This is a genomic window from Bacillus sp. AM 13(2015) (assembly GCF_001518755.1).
Classification (GTDB): Bacteria; Bacillota; Bacilli; order Bacillales; family Bacillaceae; genus Bacillus; species Bacillus safensis.
This window is the reverse complement of the sequence record NZ_LKCP01000054.1, coordinates 1-16,216: the sequence shown is the minus strand read 5'-3', so window position 1 is coordinate 16,216 and position 16,216 is coordinate 1. Positions and strand designations below refer to the sequence as shown.

The following is a 16,216-nucleotide window of genomic DNA, read 5'->3' as shown; positions in this document are numbered from 1 at the left end:
TTTTTATTGTATAAGTTATTTCCTTTTTAAAAATAATAAGAGGAGACTGACAGCAATCAGTACATAAGGCCAGTACAATTCAAAGCCAGAAGTAGGAATCGAAAGGGAACTTAGCTGTTTTGTAATTTGCTGAAAGAAATAAAGGAACAGACCGAGTGCGATCAGCACAACACTTTCAATACGATATTCTTTTTTCTGAGATGATTTCACAAAGAGTGCAAGTCCTACGATGAATACAATCATCGTAAATGTGTCTGGCCAGTGGTCCAATTTAGGCTGAAGAATAAAGTGTAGCGAAAGGCCTGTCATAAGCATACCGATAAACACATGAGCGCTTTCTTGCTCCTTCTTTCCTTGATATAAAAAAGCGAGGCCAAAAAGCAGTACAAGTGTATACCATTTCTCTTGATCCTTCCAAATGTCAAATTGACCTCCCGAGAGAATGGCATATAGCGCTACAGCCAGTAAAGTAAGCGGCAGCAAAATGGATTTTTTCTTCAAAGATGTCACCTTCTTTTAAGCAGATCATTTGTCCGCACGCGCCAAATCTGGTAAATTGCTTGAAGTGATGATATGGCATAAACGGTGTCGAACATTTTTCTACTATATCACAACATTTTTGAAATCTGTTCACAATTTTTATCCAGTTAAAAATGAATATATGTTATAATCATTATAAATAATAAATTCTATATTGTAATTATTATAAATTAGACAGGGCGTTGGGGGTGCAAGCTGAAGTTATGCATATTCTTGTTGTGGGTTTAGATTATAAAACAGCCCCTGTTGAGATACGGGAACAGCTGAGCTTTGAACCGAGTGAGCTCGGAACAGCGATGTCCAAGCTTAAAGAAGAAAAAAGCATTCTAGAGAATATCGTCATCTCAACATGTAATCGAACAGAGATCTACGCAGTAGTAGATCAGCTTCATACTGGACGGTTTTATATAAAAAGATTTTTAGCCGATTGGTTCGGTTTAGAAAAAGAAGATGTCTCTCCGTATTTGAAGTTTTATGAAAACGATGGAGCGGTTGAGCATTTATTCCGTGTAGCCTGTGGACTTGATTCCATGGTGATTGGTGAAACACAAATACTCGGTCAAGTGCGATCCAGCTTTAAAGTAGCTCAAGAGGAGAAGACCATTGGTACCGTTTTCAATTATTTATTTAAACAAGCGGTCACTGTCGCAAAACGCTCTCATGCGGAAACGGATATTGCGTCTAATGCGGTGTCTGTCAGCTATGCAGCGGTTGAGCTTGCTAAAAAAATCTTTGGACGTCTTTCTGATAAGCATGTCCTGATTCTTGGCGCGGGCAAAATGGGCGAACTGGCGGCTCAAAACCTCCAAGGGCAAGGAATTGGCCAAGTAACGGTTATCAACCGAACATTTGAGAAGGCAAAGGAATTGGCCGGTCGTTTTTCAGGAGAGCCTAAGAGCTTAAACCAATTAGAAAAAACATTATCCGAAGCGGACATTTTAATCAGCTCAACGGGTGCGAAACAATTTGTCATTACAAAAGAAATGGTCGAAAGTGCGAATAAAAAGCGGAAGGGCAGACCTCTATTTATGGTAGATATTGCTGTGCCCCGTGATTTAGATCCAGCCATTTCTGAAGTAGAAGGTGCTTTTTTGTATGACATTGATGACCTTGAAGGCATCGTGGCTGCTAACTTAAAAGAGCGCCGTGCAGTGGCTGAGCAGGTTGAGCTCCTGATTGAAGCGGAAATTGTAGAATTTAAGCAATGGCTGAATACGTTAGGTGTTGTTCCAGTCATTTCTGCACTTAGAGAAAAGGCACTCACAATTCAAGCCGATACGATGCAGAGTATTGAGCGGAAGCTTCCAAACCTCACAAACCGTGAAATGAAGCTGTTAAATAAACATACGAAAAGCATCATCAACCAAATGCTGAAAGATCCTATCTTAAAGGCAAAAGAAATTGCCGCGGAGCCAAATGCAGAGGAGAAACTTTTACTCTTTAAAGAAATCTTTGATTTACAGGTTGAAGATGAAGAGCAAAAGGTCGAACCTGTACAGGTGGAGCAAGGGGCATTTCAGCTGTTCAAACCAAATATGGCACAAGGCTTTGCTACAGTTGCCAGTGAGTGATTAAGCGATGATGGAATCCATTGTAGCGAGACTCAATGAAGCAACGATCTTAATCTATGCACTAAGTGTCTTGTTCTATTTCATAGATTTTCTTCAACACAACCGGAAGGCTGGAAAAATGGCTTTCTGGTTGCTTTCTATTGTCTGGCTGCTGCAAACAGTCTACATGTTCTATATTATGATGGAAACAGACCGATTCCCTGTGTTGAATGTAGCAGAGGGGTTATATTTTTATACGTGGGTGCTTGTGACACTTTCGCTTGTCCTCACAAAGATATTGCGCGTTGAATTTATTGTCTTTTTTACAAATGTGATCGGTTTTTCCATGATGGCGATTCACACCTTTACACCATCTGACCTCCATTCAGCAGAACTAACGGGGAAGCTGACGAGTGAACTGCTCGTGATTCATATTACGATGGCGATTTTATCCTACGGTGCCTTTTCACTTTCTTTTGCATTTTCACTGCTTTATCTCTTTCAATATCGTTTGCTGAAAAAGAAAAAATGGGGAAAATGGCTTTTGAGAATTGAAGACTTATCAAAGCTGGATCATATGGCATACGTATTAAACATTATTGGTGTGCCAATGCTTTTGCTTAGTTTAATTCTTGGCATCATTTGGGCATATATCTCGTATGATACGTTGTACTGGACAGATGCAAAGGTGCTTGGTTCGTTTATTATGCTGTTTTTATATGGCTTTTACTTATATATCAGATTGGTGAGAAATATGCAGGGCAAAATCGTGGCATTTTGGAATGTCGCTTCATTCCTTGTGCTGATGATCAATTATTTTCTGCTTGGTAGCTTATCAACCTTTCATTGGTTTCAATAATGATGAGTCTTAAAGGCATTGTCGGGAGGAAGACGTATTGCGTACAATTAAAGTAGGTTCTAGACGAAGTAAGCTGGCAATTACACAAACAAAATGGGTCATTCAAAAGCTGTCTGAACTAAACCCTTCTTATTCTTTTGAAATAAAAGAAATTGTAACAAAGGGTGATCAGATTTTAGATGTGACTTTATCTAAGGTTGGCGGCAAAGGACTGTTTGTTAAAGAGATTGAGCAGGCGATGTTGAATCATGATATTGATATGGCGGTGCACAGCATGAAGGATATGCCGGCAGCTCTTCCGGAAGGTTTAGTGATTGGCTGTATTCCTGAGCGTGAAGATGTGCGGGATGCACTTATTTCGAAGGATCATCTAAGTCTCAGCGAACTGCCTAAGGGTGCAATTGTGGGAACGAGTAGCTTACGGCGCAGCGCACAGCTTCTTCAGGAAAGACCAGATCTTGAGATTAAATGGATTCGAGGAAACATTGATACGAGATTGGAAAAGCTGAAAAATGAAGAGTATGATGCCATTATTCTAGCGGCTGCCGGTCTGTCCAGAATGGGATGGAGCAAAGAGGTTGTGTCGGAATTTTTATCTCCTGAGACGTGCCTTCCAGCCGTTGGACAAGGCGCGCTATCGATTGAGTGCCGCGGGGATGATGAAGAGCTGTTGCAGCTTCTCGCCCAATTTACGAATGAATATACGAAGAAAACGGTCCTCGCAGAAAGAGCCTTCCTCAAACAAATGGATGGAAGCTGTCAGGTGCCGATCGCTGGCTATGCAACGATGAATGAGCATAATGAAATTGAACTAACAGGTCTTGTTGCATCTGCTGATGGGCACACAATTATTCGAGAAACCGTCACAGGCACTGACCCTGAAGCAATTGGGACAGCGTGTGCGAAGCAGATGGCCGATAAGGGAGCAAAGGATTTGATCGACAAGGTGAAAAAGGATCTGTCTCAATGAGCATAGGCAAATCGCTTCACGGACAGACGGTGCTTGTCACTCGAAATGAACGTCAAGCGGGCGTGTTTCAGCAAAAGATTGAAGCGCTGAACGGCCATGCGGTTTTAACCTCTCTTATTCGGTTTGAGCCTACGCTCACAAAAGAAAAAGCGCAGGACTTTTTAAAGGACTTAGAAAATAGCCAATGGCTTGTTTTCACGAGTGTGAATGGTGCGTCTTTTTTTCTGAACTACATAAAAGACCATCATTTCCAAAAGAGCTTATCCCATTTAAAAGTGGCTGCTGTAGGAGAGAAAACCTCTGCCTATCTTGAGCAGCACGGCTTGAAGGTGGATGTTGTGCCAGAACGATTTATAGCGGAAGAACTGGCAGATGCATTACTTGACCATGTACGCCCAGGAGATCGTGTGTTTGTAGCAAAAGGGCATCTATCACGAGATGTGGTGAAAGAGACCCTCGTTCCGCTCGGCATAGAGGTAAAAGAATGGATTTTATATGAAACAGTCAAGGATGAGGATGGAATTGCTGCTCTTAAATCGGCAATGACGAAGCAATCATTTGATTTTATTACATTTACGAGCTCATCTACTGTTCATTCTTTTATGCATGTGATGGAAGCAGATGCAGCGATGCTGGCTGCATCTGACACTTGTTTTGTGACGATCGGTCCTCTGACAAAAGAGGCACTGCTTCAATACGGGATTTCTTCTGAAACCCCAGATACTTATACGATAGACGGAATGCTTGATTTGATGTGCCGTTTATCTGAAAGGAAGTTGAACCATTGATGAAATTTAACAGACACCGCAGATTGCGGACAAGCGCAGGAATGAGAGAATTAGTCAGAGAAACCTTTTTAAGACCATCTGATTTCATTTATCCGATCTTTTTTGTAGAGGGAGAAAATGTCCGAAAAGAAGTCTCTTCAATGCCAGGTGTGTATCACATTTCTGTAGATCTTGTGAAAGAAGAAGTCCAAGAGCTTGTTGATCTTGGCATCAAATCGATCATTGTATTTGGTGTGCCAGATCATAAAGATCATGTAGGCAGTGAGGCGTATCACGATCATGGCATTGTTCAAAGAGCTACGCTTGAGATCAAAAAGCATTTCCCAGAGCTCGTGGTGATTGCAGACACTTGCTTATGCCAATATACAGATCACGGACATTGCGGAATCGTTGAAGATGGAGAAATTTTAAATGATGAATCTCTTCAGCTATTAGCGAAAACGGCTGTCAGCCAAGCGCGTGCAGGTGCAGATATCATCGCGCCTTCAAATATGATGGACGGATTTGTTGTTGCCATTCGTGAGGCACTTGATGAAGCAGGCTTTATTCATGTACCAGTCATGTCTTATGCCGTGAAATATGCAAGTGCTTTTTACGGTCCGTTCCGTGATGCAGCACATAGTACACCGCAGTTTGGAGATCGTAAAACATATCAAATGGACCCTGCAAACCGTTTAGAGGCTCTAAGAGAAGCGCAATCTGATGTAGAAGAGGGAGCTGACTTCTTGATTGTCAAACCATCTCTTTCTTACTTAGACATTATGCGTGATGTGAAAAATGAATTTACACTCCCTGTTGTTGCTTACAATGTGAGCGGAGAGTATGCAATGGTAAAAGCCGCTGCTCAAAATGGCTGGATTTCTGAAAAAGAGCTTGTTTTGGAAATGCTGACAAGCATGAAACGTGCAGGAGCAGAACTCATCATTACGTATCATGCAAAAGATGCAGCAAAATGGCTCTCGGAATAAAGAACGGATAGACAGGAGGACATTGAAATGGGACGTAGCTATGAAAAATCAAAACAAGCATTTGAAGAAGCACAGCATTTAATGCCTGGTGGTGTCAACAGCCCTGTGCGTGCATTTAAATCAGTCAACACAGACCCGATTTTTATGGAACGAGGCAAAGGCGCCAAGATCTATGATATTGATGGAAATGAATACATCGATTATGTCTTATCATGGGGACCACTGATTTTAGGACATACGAATGATCGTGTCGTTGAAAGCATTCAGCGAGTAGCGGAAAATGGGACAAGCTTCGGTGCTTCTACGTTAGTTGAAAATGAATTAGCTAAACTTGTATCAGAGCGTGTTCCTTCCATCGAAGTCATTCGCATGGTCAGCTCTGGTACAGAGGCGACGATGAGTGCACTTCGTCTAGCTCGCGGTTTTACAGGCAGAAATAAAATTGTGAAATTTGAAGGTTGCTATCATGGCCACGGTGATTCTTTGCTCATTAAAGCAGGTTCTGGAGTGGCAACGCTTGGACTCCCGGATAGTCCTGGTGTTCCTGAAGGGACTGCAAGCAACACGATCACAGTGCCGTACAATGATTTAGAAAGCATTCAAGTTGCTTTTCAAGAATTTGGCGACGATATCGCTGGTGTCATTGTAGAGCCGGTCGCAGGAAATATGGGGGTTGTCCCTCCGCAAGAAGGTTTCTTGCAAGGGCTGAGAGACATTACGGAACAATATGAATCATTACTCATTTTTGATGAGGTCATGACAGGCTTCCGTGTGGATTATCACTGCGCGCAAGGTTATTTTGGCATCACACCTGATCTGACGTGTCTTGGTAAAGTCATTGGAGGCGGTCTTCCGGTCGGTGCTTATGGCGGAAGAGCGGATATTATGAGACAAATTGCGCCAAGTGGTCCAATTTATCAAGCAGGAACGTTATCTGGTAACCCTCTTGCGATGACAGCAGGCTTAGAAACTCTAAAACAGCTGACACCTGAGTCTTATGAAGAGTTTAAACGAAAAGGTGACCGTTTAGAAGAAGGTATTTCGAAAGCAGCAAAAGCATATGGAATTCCATTAACGTTTAACCGTGCGGGTTCCATGATCGGATTCTTCTTTACAAATGAAGAAGTGATCAATTATGACAAAGCGAAAACAGCTGATCTTGCTTTATTCGCTGAATTTTACAAGGAAATGGCCGATCACGGCATTTTCCTCCCGCCTTCTCAATTTGAAGGACTATTCCTGTCAACAGCTCATACAGATGAAGACATCGAATATACAATTGAGACAGTGGAAAAGGTTTTTCAAAAACTACGTCGATAAAACAAAAGCCGATATGGAGACATATTGGCTTCAGATTGTTGACAAAGGCTAAAATGATCTTGATTTTAGCCCTTTGTCTTTTTTTCAGCGTGATAGAAAACCTTTGCAGTCTAGGAAAGACGAGCAGCGGAGCGGAGCGAATTTGACATTCGTGAGCACCGGAGCGCAGGACTGACAACGAATGCGAGGGTTTGTCTACACGCTGAGCCGATATGGAGACATATCGGCTTTTTGCGTTGGAGAAAACGAATCATATTTTCACTTCCTGCCACATACAACTGTATTGACATCTAATTTTATTTTTTAAGGATTAGATGAAAGGAGGACACCGACTTGTCTCAAAACAATCGATTACAGTTTTCGGTAGAAGAATCCATTTATTTTAAAAGCGGACAGGAAGTCAGTGAGCTGCTGTCAATTTCTCTCGACCCTGATATTCTCGTTCAAGAAGTGAATGATTATGTTTCCATTAGAGGTTCACTCGAGCTAACAGGAGAATACAACATAAATCAAGAGGAGCTATTGGGTGAATTGAGTTCCTTTCCAACATACAGGGAAGCAGATGAGGTAAAGGTAAGAGAAGACGGAACGGCGGAGCTTCTGCATCAATTTCCAGTCGATATCACCATTCCGAAGAACAAAATTAGTCATTTAAATGATGTGTTTGTGTTTATTGATGCGTTTGATTACCAGCTGACAGAGAATCGTTTGCTTACCATTCAGGCTGATTTAGCCATTGAGGGCTTGTTAGACGAGGAAACGCCTCAAGCGCCTGTAGAGGAGCCGTATGAATTTGTCCATCGTCCTGAAGAGGATTATGGTGATATGGCTTACGATTATCAGTTGCAGCCGGAACAAGAAGAGCAAAAAGAGCTGCAAGGCGAAGAACATGAGGATGATGAGAAGCAGCCTGTTTTCCAACATGACACACGTGCTGAGCAAGAAGAACAGGAAGATCAAGAAGAAGAGGATGAAGAAATTGAGATAGAACTGGTGAACAGGGAAGTAGAGGAAGTGTCCGAAGAACCGGAAGAATCAGAAGAACAAGAAGAGCCGGAACAGCCGAATAACCAAGAAGAAGCTGTGGCACTTGGCTATCGATCCATCCCTGAAGCTCATGTGCAGGAACCGCCATTTTTTGAACCACCTAAGCTTTTAGAAGAAGAGGAGCGGGAGGATACATTCTTTGAAGTGGAAGTGAGAAAAGATCCGGAAGCTGCCGAAGAGCAGGAAGAAACGGTACAGTCATATCCGGCATTTGAATCACCTGCTTATCAAGTGGAACCTGAGCAAGAGGAGCAGGGTGACGAATATCAGCTCGGGCGGTTATATGAACGGAAAGCACCTAAAATATATGAGTCAGCTCAAGAAGAAGAGGAGCTTGAAGAAGACGTGAGAGAAACGTCTGGCAGTGAGAACTCTCTTTATTTAACAAAGCTGTTCGCTAAGCAGGAGGAGGAAGATTTTTCTCGCATGAAAATATGTATAGTTCAGCAAGAAGATACGGTCGATCGTATTTGTGAGAGATATCAATTGAATGTGCAGCAGCTTCTTCGCACAAACTCATTATCGATTGATGCGGAGCTTGAGGAAGGGCAGATTCTTTATATTCCTGAATATCAAAAAAGCAATGCATAGCAAGCGATGACTGACCGAGAAAATGTGGTGAGTGAACGTGGATGAAATCCAATCTGTCTTATACGAATACGGACTTGAGGCTGAATATATTGAACCTGTCAGTCCTGTTGTCATCAAGGTATATACAAAGCAGGGTGTATTTGCCTTGAAGCGAGTAAAAGCCAACCGGCATATGCAATTTACAGAACAAATGCTTGAACTAGAATCAAAGGGCTATCGCTCCTTTGTTCCGATTTATCGGACGAAGAGCGGTTCCTTTTTCTCAAGTCATCGGGAAAGCCAGTATGCATACTATCTGATGCCGTGGCTGACGAATGAAAAGAGAGAAGAGCAGGACGATAAGCACGAATATTTATTTCAAGAGATTGCAAGACTTCATAAGCGGACTGAAGTCATGATGGATATCACAGAGCAAGAGATAGAAGCGCATTACACCCAAATCAAGACCAAATGGGAAACAGAGAAAGACATGTATGAACGATTCATAGAGCGGGCAGAACAAACGTGGTATATGTCGCCATTTGAGCTGGCCGCTGCTATGTATTTTTCAGAGGCGATGTCTGCCAGCGAATTTGCGCTTGAGCGTTTAGAAGATTGGCATGAAGAAATGAAAGACAAAGAGACAACGCGTGTTGTGCTAAATCATGGACAGCTATCGATCCATCATTTTTTGTATAATGATGTAGGAACAGGACATTTCACCAATTTCGAGCGGTCTAAAAAAGCCGCCCCCATCTATGATCTTCTGACCTATTACTTTCGGACATTCAAAACCTATCCCACGTCTTGTCCTGAATGCACTTCTTTGTTTTATACGTATCAAAAAGGAAACCCTCTTCGGGAGGAAGAACTGCATTTGTTCCTAAGCTACCTTGCTTATCCGCAAGGGCTGTTTGATACAGTAAAAGCTTATGAAGCAGGCAGGCAGGATGAAATGGAAAGCTGTCAGCAGCTGTTAAGAGCGTATTGGCAGATGAAAAATTCTGAGCCGACCGTCATGAAGATTCATGAGATTGAGCAGGCTAGACGGCTTGAAGAAGAACAAAGTGCCTCGTCATCAGCGGAATGACGAGGTTATGCTGCGTTGGCTTTATATGGGCAGGTACATAAGCATGAGTTTTTAAAACCAATCAAGATGAAAGGCACAGGCGAGAAAAATAAGAATACCTAGAATGAGGACGTCAAATGTTGTAGGGAAAATGATCGTACGAAATCCTTGAAATATAGCAATCGGGAGAACGACTTGGGAGGCAACTGCCCGAATTTGTCTCAGCCAGGGGGGGAGTGTGTAAGGATTGATCTTCTTCAAATCAAACGCCCTCCTTCTTCATTTTGTTATTATCATATGGGCAAAAGGGCGAAGGGTGCCTGCCCAATTTGTATAAAGAAGAAGAAAAGCGGAAAAGATGATTGACGAAAACAAAAGGCATTTAGTAATATTAATAAAAGATGAGTATGTGCTGATGAACGTGATATATCGTAAGCGTGGATCAGGAAGAGTACGAGCAAGACCCTAAAGAGAGGGAAGCCAAGAGCTGAGAGGTTTCCTAGGATGTACTTGTTTGGAAGGTCGCCTGTGAGCTTAATTTCTTGAATGAACAAGTAGAGAAATTCGGGAGAACCCCGTTATCCTTTAGAGTGTATGGGACACGTGTATGTGTCTCGTGAAAAAAGGTGGTACCGCGAAAAAGCTTTTTCGTCCTTTTATAAGGATGGAAAGGCTTTTTTTATGTTTCATCAGCCGAAAAAATGTGGAGGTTACACAAATGGGAACAAATAATCAAGAAATGCCAACAAAGTACGATCCTAATGCGATTGAAAAAGACCGCTATACGTACTGGCTTGAAGGGAAATTCTTCGAAGCACAAAATGACAAAACGAAAGATCCATATACAGTCGTCATTCCTCCACCAAACGTGACAGGAAAACTGCACCTTGGGCATGCATGGGATTCTACACTCCAAGACATCGTGACACGTATGAAACGGATGCAGGGCTATGACGTTCTTTGGCTTCCAGGTATGGACCATGCCGGTATTGCGACTCAAGCAAAAGTCGAGGCAAAGCTTCGCGAAGAAGGCGTAAGCCGGTATGACCTTGGCCGGGAGAAATTTGTGGAAGAAACGTGGAAATGGAAAGAAGAATATGCAGATTTTATTCGCAGCCAGTGGGCGAAAATGGGTCTTGGTCTCGATTACTCCCGTGAACGTTTTACTTTAGATGAAGGTCTGAATAAAGCCGTTCGCCAAGTGTTTGTTCAATTGTACGAAAAAGGGCTTATTTATCGCGGAGAGTACATCATTAACTGGGATCCAGCAACGAAAACGGCACTTTCTGATATTGAAGTGATTTATAAGGATGTTCAAGGTGCGTTTTATCACTTGAGATATCCGCTTTCAGATGGCACGGGTTCAATTGAAATTGCGACAACAAGACCTGAAACAATGCTGGGAGATACAGCCGTAGCCGTACACCCTGATGACGAGCGTTATCAGCATTTGATTGGAAAAACAGTGGTTTTACCAATTACAGGCCGTGAGATCCCAATCGTCGGTGATGACTATGTTGATATGGAGTTTGGTTCAGGTGCTGTGAAAATTACACCTGCTCATGATCCGAATGACTTTGAGCTTGGAAACCGCCACGGGCTAGAGCGTATTCTTGTCATGAATGAAGATGGCACAATGAATGATAATGCCCTGCAATACAAAGGGATGGACCGCTTCGAATGCCGCAAACAGCTTGTGAAGGATTTACAAGAAGAAGGCATTTTGTTCAAAATTGAGGAACACATGCATTCAGTTGGTCATAGTGAGCGAAGTGGAGCTGTCGTTGAACCGTATTTATCAACACAATGGTTTGTGAAAATGCAGCCGCTGGCAGACGAAGCCATTCATCTGCAAAAAGGTGACGACCAAGTTCAATTTGTTCCAGACCGATTTGAAAAGACATATTTACATTGGATGGAAAATATCCGTGACTGGTGTATTTCTCGTCAGCTATGGTGGGGACACCGTATTCCGGCTTGGTATCATAAAGAAACGAAAGAAGTATACGTTGGACTTGAAGCTCCAGAAGATATTGAGAACTGGGAACAGGATAACGATGTACTTGATACATGGTTCAGTTCAGCACTTTGGCCGTTTTCTACAATGGGCTGGCCGGATGCAGACAGTGAAGACTTCAAGCGCTACTATCCAACCAATCTGCTTGTAACTGGCTATGACATTATTTTCTTCTGGGTATCCCGCATGATCTTCCAAGGTCTTGAATTCACAGGAGAAAAACCGTTCAAAGATGTCCTTATTCATGGGCTTATCCGCGATGAACAAGGGCGTAAAATGAGTAAGTCGCTCGGCAACGGAATTGATCCAATGGAGGTCATCGACAAGTACGGTGCGGATTCATTAAGATATTTCTTAGCGACTGGAAGCTCACCAGGTCAGGATCTTCGTTTTAGTTTTGAAAAGGTTGAATCCACTTGGAACTTTGCGAACAAAATTTGGAACGCATCCCGTTTTGCTTTAATGAATATGGATGGTTTAACGTATGATGAGCTTGATTTAACAGGAGAAAAATCAGTTGCTGACCAATGGATTTTAACACGCTTAAATGAAACAATTGAAAGTGTCACACAGCTTGCTGACAAGTATGAATTCGGTGAAGTGGGCAGACATTTATACAACTTCATTTGGGATGATTTCTGTGATTGGTACATTGAAATGGCGAAGCTTCCGCTTTATGGAGAAGACGAAGCAGCGAAGAAAACGACTCGTTCGATCCTTGCGTATGTATTAGATCAAACGATGAGACTTCTACATCCGTTTATGCCGTTCTTAACAGAAGAAATCTGGCAGCATCTCCCGCATGAAGGTGAGTCCATTACTGTTGCGGCATGGCCTGAAGTGAAGCCGGAGCTTTCCAACGAACAAGCTTCTGCTGATATGAAGCTGCTTGTGGAACTCATCCGCTCTGTTCGTAACATTCGCAGTGAAGTGAACACGCCAATGAGCAAACAAGTTGAACTTTACATTAAAGCCTCTACATCTGATGTGCAGGAACGCTTAGAGAAAAACCGTTCATATATTGAGCGCTTCACGAATCCAAGTGTTCTTGAAATTGGCACGGATATCCCAGCTAGTGATAAAGCGATGACGGCTGTTATTTCTGGAGCAGAACTCATTCTGCCGCTTGAAGGCTTAATCAACTTAGATGAAGAAATTGCTCGTCTGCAAAAAGAGCTTGATAAGCTGACAAAAGAAGTGGAACGAGTACAGAAAAAGCTTGGCAACGAAGGCTTTATGAAAAAAGCGCCTGAAAGTGTCGTAGAAGAAGAGCGTGCGAAAGAACGTGATTATGTCGCAAAACGCGAGGCTGTTCAAAAGCGTATTGAAGAGCTGAAAGCATAAGGTTGAAAAGACGGCTCCTAATGAAAGGGAGTCGTCTTTTTTGAAAATTTCGTATGAAATGAGAGATGACATTGTTTACAACCTATCATGAAGCCATTGATTGGATTCACAGCAGACTGGCCTTTGGCGTAAAACCGGGTCTTGAACGAATGAAATGGCTGATGAACAGACTAGGAAATCCGGAACAAAGTATAAAAACAGTACATGTTGCAGGTACAAATGGTAAAGGATCAACCATTGCGTTTACGCGTTCTGTTTTGCAGGCAGCCGGCTATTCGGTCGGAACTTTCACCTCTCCGTTTATACTAACGTTCAATGAAAGAATCAGCGTGAATGGAGTGCCTATAGAAGATGAAGAATGGTTGAGTTTGGTGAATCAAATCAAGCCTTTTGTTGACGAATTAGATCAAACAGAGCTTGGCGCAGCAACAGAATTTGAAATCATTACAGCATGTGCATTTGCTTATTTTGCTCATGTGCACCAAGTAGACTTTGTCCTCTTGGAAACAGGGCTTGGGGGAAGACTTGATTCTACAAATATTGCTGTGCCTATTTTAACAGCGATTACGTCGATTGGTCATGATCATATGACCATTTTAGGTGACACACTTGAACAGATTGCAGCTGAAAAAGCGGGCATTATCAAAGAGGGTATTCCAATGATCACGGCAGTTCACCAGCCTGAAGCTCTTGCTGTCATTCAAAACACAGCAAAAGAAAAGAATGCGGAATGTATTTCCTTACATGATACTTGTAGATTTGATGAGCAGCAGCCGACAGAAACAGGTGAACGTTTCACGTTACGCACATCAAAAAAGCAGTATCCGCAGCTTGAAACAGGATTAATCGGAACGCATCAAAGGCAAAATGCTTCCCTTGCTGTTTTACTCATTGAATGGCTGGAGCAAGAAGGCTATATTAGCGTGACAAAAGAGCAAATATATGAGGGCATTCGGCAGGCAGCTTGGGCTGGGAGATTTGAAAAAGTCAAAGATCATCCTCCAGTGTATTTAGACGGCGCTCATAATGAAGAAGGGATCGACCGTTTAATTGAAACTGTACAAGCTCATTTTTCTAGTAAACAGGTGCATATATGTTTTAGTGCTTTAAAAGATAAGCCGTACAAGCAAATGATTCAAAAGCTTGAAGCTGTCAGTTCTTCTATCCATTTTGTTTCATTTGCTTTTCCAAGAGCCGAATCAGCTGAAAAGCTTTATGTATGCAGTCAGTTAGACGCAAAGTCGTATGATGATGACCCTTGTACAGTGCTTGAGTTCATTCAGAAAAAAAGTGATGATCCGTCAGCGGTGATCATTGTGACAGGCTCTCTTTATTTTATTTCAGATATACGAAATCGTATGATCGGGTAACACAAAAAACGCAAATGGCTTTAATGCCATTTGTGTTTTTTTCTTTTGATATGCAGATGGAAAGTAAAATCATATTTTCGCTATGTGCTCAATGAATACGATCGTGATAAAATCCGGTCTATCTTATTCTCGGAAGGGGTCACAATATATGATAGGTATTTTTGTGTTTCTTGCAGGCATCACCATGGGGTCGTTCTTTCATCTAGTTGGTGAAAGGCTGCCGCTTAAGCGATCTATTCTTCTTCCTCGTTCTCACTGCACAGTCTGTAAACAGCCGCTTTCCCTGCACGAGATGATCCCGCTCGTTTCGTATGCGTTATTGAGGGGAACTTGTAAGCATTGCGGCACTCGGCTGTCTTTGTTATATCCACTGGTTGAGCTGCTGTCAGGCAGTCTTTTTTTGCTCATGTATAGAATCGCTGGTATTTCGTTTGAAGGTCTTTTTCTTGTGATTCTTTGTAGTTTATTTGTGATTGCTGTCGTGAGTGATCTCCTTTATATGAGGGTGCCAAACGAGCTGTTTCTCTTCTTTTTCCCTCTTTTCGTCATATACCGCACGCTTGAACCTCTTCTAATTTGGTGGGAAGGAGCGTCTTCGCTTCTTTTTTGCTTTCTCATGTTTTATAGTTTAGAACGTTTCAAGCCAAATAGCATGGGCGGAGCTGATATGAAGCTGTTCGGTGTTCTTGCGTTTTGCTTTGGCTTCAAGCCATTCCTTCTCATTCTTTTCCTCTCGTGTATCGCTGGAATCGCCTATGCGAAGGTTTTTTCTTTTCGATTAGATGAACCATTTCCCTTTGTTCCTGCGATCTCTTTTTCTTTTTGGCTGTATCTCTATGGAGCTCATGTCATGCTCCCATTCGCAGGGTCGACCGGTTGAAAAAATTGGCGAACACTTTTTTTCCCTGCCGACAAAAGTCTTGTTCTTTTTTTTTTTCGCTATGTTAAAGTGTGAAACAGAAAGAAGGACGGGTACATTCGCGCTGATTCATTGGACAAAAAGGTCTTTCTTACAAACAATGTCAGAAAGCGGGGAATGACAGTGAAAAAAAGGCAGGCAAAAAAACAAGGGTTAAAAGTCAATATTAATGGCAAAGAAGAAATGCTTCATGAAGATGATCACCAGCCGCCAAAACAGCAAGAGGATGATCAAGTGACGTTTTCGAATTGGGAGGAAAAAAGGCAGTCAGAACAGGAGACTGCTGCATCTGAGGAAGAACCGGCTAAACCGAAAGAAGAAGATTTCCAGTGGGATGATGCAGCTGATCATATTTATCATTCTGATCCAAAGGTCGTCACACCTTATCAAAAGAAAAAAGGTTCCTTTGATCAGAAGTTCGGTAAAAACCGCGGCCCGTTTAAGAGAGTGATGACAACGATTGTGTTTGCAGTGGTTCTTGGGACAGGCCTTGGTGTGTTTGCACTTAGCTTAAGTCAAGATGGTACTCAGAATCCATCAGGGGGAGATATCAGCGTTTCAGCGTCCGGAAATCAGTCATCAATGAAAGCGGGCGGGGATGCGCCGCCAGCAGATACTGCTGATGGATCAAAAGAGAATAAAGATGAAAAAAGCGCCTCTGGCCATTTTTCAACCTATGTCGTACAGGCTGGAAAGTTTTCCTCTGAAAAAGGAGCAGATGAATTAGTTGGCAGTTTAAAAGAAGCAGGGTATGCGGGGAAAAAGATCTCAATGGATGATGGCTATTATGTCATTGCTGGGCTTGCGACAGAACAGGGCATGACAAGTGCTGTTGGGAAGAAGCTGATTGATCAGCACTTTGAGGCATGGGGAGGCAAGGAGCTC

At 42.5% G+C, this 16,216-nt stretch carries 14 protein-coding genes and 1 other annotated feature; of the genes, 12 read left to right on the top strand and 2 right to left on the bottom strand.

Features of this window, described 5'->3' with window-relative positions; genetic code table 11:
• Positions 1-15: 15 nt before the first annotated feature.
• Complete coding sequence (locus AOQ70_RS08415; protein ID WP_034279808.1) at positions 16-501, bottom strand: hypothetical protein; 486 nt, start codon at positions 499-501, stop codon at positions 16-18.
• A 242-nt stretch (positions 502-743) separates the two neighbouring features.
• Here AOQ70_RS08415 and hemA point away from each other — a divergent pair, with 242 nt between their 5' ends.
• The 8 genes from hemA to ysxE all read left to right on the top strand — a co-directional run bounded on the left by hemA (position 744) and on the right by ysxE (position 9,702).
• The gene (hemA, locus tag AOQ70_RS08410) at positions 744-2,111 is read left to right on the top strand and encodes a glutamyl-tRNA reductase (protein ID WP_039180415.1); all 1,368 of its coding nucleotides are present in this window, start codon (positions 744-746) and stop codon (positions 2,109-2,111) included.
• Positions 2,112-2,118: 7 nt separating this feature from the next.
• Positions 2,119-2,949, top strand: coding sequence for a cytochrome c biogenesis protein (locus tag AOQ70_RS08405; protein WP_039180413.1), 831 nt, complete (start codon positions 2,119-2,121; stop codon positions 2,947-2,949).
• 37 nt (positions 2,950-2,986) lie between these two features.
• The gene (gene hemC, locus AOQ70_RS08400) at positions 2,987-3,919 is read left to right on the top strand and encodes a hydroxymethylbilane synthase (protein ID WP_034279812.1); all 933 of its coding nucleotides are present in this window, start codon (positions 2,987-2,989) and stop codon (positions 3,917-3,919) included.
• Entirely contained in the window at positions 3,916-4,707 is a 792-nt protein-coding gene (locus AOQ70_RS08395) for a uroporphyrinogen-III synthase (RefSeq protein ID WP_039180408.1), read from the top strand. Before hemC ends, AOQ70_RS08395 begins: the two co-directional genes overlap by 4 nt.
• Entirely contained in the window at positions 4,707-5,675 is a 969-nt protein-coding gene (hemB, locus tag AOQ70_RS08390; RefSeq protein WP_029706177.1) for a porphobilinogen synthase, read from the top strand. The genes AOQ70_RS08395 and hemB overlap by 1 nt, the downstream gene beginning before the upstream one ends.
• A 27-nt stretch (positions 5,676-5,702) precedes the next feature.
• A complete protein-coding gene (gene hemL, locus AOQ70_RS08385) occupies positions 5,703-6,995 on the top strand; it encodes a glutamate-1-semialdehyde 2,1-aminomutase (RefSeq protein WP_059375710.1) in 1,293 nt (430 codons plus the stop codon).
• Between the two features lie 333 nt (positions 6,996-7,328).
• Positions 7,329-8,633, top strand: coding sequence for a LysM peptidoglycan-binding domain-containing protein (locus AOQ70_RS08380; protein ID WP_059375709.1), 1,305 nt, complete (start codon positions 7,329-7,331; stop codon positions 8,631-8,633).
• A gap of 37 nt (positions 8,634-8,670) precedes the next feature.
• The gene (gene ysxE / locus AOQ70_RS08375; RefSeq protein ID WP_059375706.1) at positions 8,671-9,702 is read left to right on the top strand and encodes a spore coat protein YsxE; all 1,032 of its coding nucleotides are present in this window, start codon (positions 8,671-8,673) and stop codon (positions 9,700-9,702) included.
• A gap of 51 nt (positions 9,703-9,753) precedes the next feature.
• Here the strand turns inward: ysxE and AOQ70_RS08370 are convergent, their stop codons facing one another.
• Positions 9,754-9,942 carry a hypothetical protein gene (locus AOQ70_RS08370; RefSeq protein WP_003216497.1) on the bottom strand — a complete coding sequence of 63 codons (189 nt, stop codon included), beginning with the start codon at positions 9,940-9,942 and terminating at the stop codon, positions 9,754-9,756.
• A gap of 168 nt (positions 9,943-10,110) precedes the next feature.
• Positions 10,111-10,340: a binding site (T-box leader), on the top strand.
• Between the two features lie 59 nt (positions 10,341-10,399).
• Between AOQ70_RS08370 and AOQ70_RS08365 the strand changes: the two genes are divergently transcribed.
• The 4 genes from AOQ70_RS08365 to AOQ70_RS08350 form a co-directional block, all read left to right on the top strand.
• Positions 10,400-13,042 carry a valine--tRNA ligase gene (locus tag AOQ70_RS08365; protein ID WP_059375704.1) on the top strand — a complete coding sequence of 881 codons (2,643 nt, stop codon included), beginning with the start codon at positions 10,400-10,402 and terminating at the stop codon, positions 13,040-13,042.
• A 65-nt stretch (positions 13,043-13,107) separates the two neighbouring features.
• A complete protein-coding gene (locus AOQ70_RS08360) occupies positions 13,108-14,412 on the top strand; it encodes a bifunctional folylpolyglutamate synthase/dihydrofolate synthase (RefSeq protein WP_059375702.1) in 1,305 nt (434 codons plus the stop codon).
• 148 nt (positions 14,413-14,560) lie between these two features.
• Positions 14,561-15,292, top strand: coding sequence for a prepilin peptidase (locus tag AOQ70_RS08355; RefSeq protein ID WP_059375700.1), 732 nt, complete (start codon positions 14,561-14,563; stop codon positions 15,290-15,292).
• Between the two features lie 156 nt (positions 15,293-15,448).
• Positions 15,449-16,216 (top strand): SPOR domain-containing protein (locus AOQ70_RS08350; RefSeq protein ID WP_059375740.1); only part of this gene is annotated, 768 nt, incomplete at its 3' end.